This is a genomic window from Metapseudomonas otitidis (genome assembly GCF_900111835.1).
GTDB lineage: Bacteria > Pseudomonadota > Gammaproteobacteria > Pseudomonadales > Pseudomonadaceae > Metapseudomonas > Metapseudomonas otitidis.
The window spans coordinates 1-2,400 of record NZ_FOJP01000045.1; the positions used below are offsets into that span (position 1 = coordinate 1).

A 2,400-nucleotide genomic window follows, 5' to 3' on the forward strand; every position below is an offset into this window, starting at 1 on the left:
GCGCTGACGGGCCATCCATGGCCCGGCAGCGCTCTCGCGACATCCATGTCGCTCAACCCCTTCCACGACGATTCCACTCGGCCTCCTGAAGGGGCGTTGTCCCCGCCTTGGCATTCGAGCCCTGTTCTGTTTCAGCGTGCGCGCAGACTCTGCTGCCTTCTTCCTTAGGGACGTGGTTGAAACCCCCGCCCGGCGCGGGTTTGTGCAATATCCCGGACCCTTTCGTGCACGATGCCGAACAGGGTCGCCAATCTGACGATCAATGGCGCAAATTCGCACTTAGCATTCGCCGCGAATGCTGCTAAATTGCGCCGCCTTTCAACCCCGGCTTCCCGGCCGGGGCTGCGCTGCCCCTGCCAGAGTGGGGCTTCGCGGTCGGCCCCCCGCCGACCAGTCGCTATCCTGACCCCTACGAGGAAAGCCGGTGGTCAAGAAAGCTTCGTCCTTTGCCGCCCTCGGCGGCCTGGTGTACTCCACCGACAGCGGCCGGCACTGCCCGGACTGCGCCCAGCCCATCGACGCCTGCACCTGCAAGCAAGCCACCGTGCCCGCCGGCGACGGCATCGCGCGCGTTCGCCGCGAAACCAAGGGCCGGGGTGGCAAGACCGTCACCACCGTCAGCGGCGTGCCGCTGGCCGGCGACGAGCTGAAGGAGCTGGCCAGCGCGCTCAAGCGCCGATGTGGCACCGGCGGTGCCCTCAAGGACGGCGTGATCGAGATCCAGGGCGACCACGTGGACCTGCTGCTCGACGAGCTCGCCAAGCGCGGCTTCAAGGCCAAGAAATCCGGCGGCTGAGCCACGGCTTTCTAAACTGACCGTCATCGCCACGGTCAACACTCCAACGTCATACGACCGCTTTAACCTGCCCACGCCTGCCCGGTACGTCCCGGCGGGTTCGGCCCTTTTCATCCCACAGGGGGAACACGATGTCTGCACGACGCACGCGCAAGGACGATGGCAGCCGCTGGACCGTAGCGGACAGCCGCAGTGTCTACGGGATCCGCCACTGGGGTGCCGGTTTCTTCGCCATCAACGAGGCCGGGCGCGTCGACGTGCGCCCCAGCGGCCCGTCCAGCGAGCCGGTGGACCTGCACGACCTGGTCGGCAACCTGCGCGAGGCGGGCCTGTCCCTGCCGCTGCTGGTGCGCTTCCCCGGCATCCTCCAGTCGCGCGTGCGCCAGCTCACCGGCGCCTTCGACGCCAACATCGCGCGGCTGGAGTACCAGAACCGCTACACCGCCCTATACCCCATCAAGGTCAACCAGCAGGAAGCGGTGGTGGAGAACATCATCGCCACCCAGAACGTCTCCATCGGCCTGGAAGCCGGCTCCAAGCCCGAGCTGATGGCCGTGCTGGCGCTCGCCCCCAAGGGCGGCACCATCGTCTGCAACGGCTACAAGGACCGCGAGTTCATCCGCCTGGCGCTGATGGGCCAGAAGCTCGGCCACAACGTCTTCATCGTCATCGAGAAGGAATCGGAGGTGGAGTTCGTCATCGAAGCCGCCGCCGAGCTGAAGGTCGCACCCCAGGTCGGCCTGCGCGTGCGCCTGTCGTCCCTGGCCTCCTCCAAGTGGGCCGACACCGGCGGCGAGAAGTCCAAGTTCGGCCTCTCCGCCGCCCAGCTGCTGTCGGTGGTCGAGCGCTTCCGCAAGGCCGGCCTCGACCAGGGCGTGCGCCTGCTGCACTTCCACATGGGCTCGCAGATCGCCAACCTGGCCGACTATCAGCACGGCTTCAAGGAAGCCATCCGCTACTACGCCGAACTGCGCAGCCTCGGCCTGCCGGTGGACCACATCGACGTCGGCGGCGGTCTGGGCGTGGACTACGACGGCACCCACTCGCGCAACGCCAGCTCCATCAACTACGACATGGACGACTACGCCGGCGTGGTGGTGGGCATGCTCAAGGAATTCTGCGACGCCCAGGGCCTGCCGCACCCGCACATCTTCTCCGAGAGCGGCCGCGCCATGACCGCGCACCACGCCGTGCTGGTCATGCAGGTCACCGACGTCGAGCGCCACAACGATGCCGTGCCGGTGGTGGATGACCGCGAAGAGCAGCCCGAGATCGTCCGCTGGCTGCTCGACCTGCTCGGCCCGACCGACACCGAGATGGTCACCGAGACCTACTGGCGCGCCACCCACTACATCGGCGACGCCGCCGCGCAGTACGCCGAAGGCAAGCTGACCCTGGCGCAGAAGGCCCTGGCCGAGCAGACCTACTTCGCCATCTGCCGCCGCCTGCACAACCAGCTCAAGGCCCGCCAGCGCTCCCACCGCCAGGTGCTCGACGAGCTGAACGACAAGCTGGCCGAGAAGTACATCTGCAACTTCTCCGTGTTCCAGAGCCTGCCGGACACCTGGGCCATCGGCCAGGTGCTGCCGATCATCCCGCTGCAG

Annotated in this window: 2 protein-coding genes; both read left to right on the forward strand. The window is 67.2% G+C overall.

What is annotated here, in order from left to right; all coding sequences use genetic code 11:
* Positions 1 to 424 precede the first annotated feature (424 nt).
* Positions 425 to 796 carry a translation initiation factor Sui1 gene (locus BM198_RS29255; protein ID WP_069562441.1) on the forward strand — a complete coding sequence of 124 codons (372 nt, stop codon included), beginning with the start codon at positions 425 to 427 and terminating at the stop codon, positions 794 to 796.
* 131 nt (positions 797 to 927) lie between these two features.
* Positions 928 to 2,400 (forward strand): arginine decarboxylase (speA, locus tag BM198_RS29260; RefSeq protein ID WP_074974305.1); only part of this gene is annotated, 1,473 nt, incomplete at its 3' end.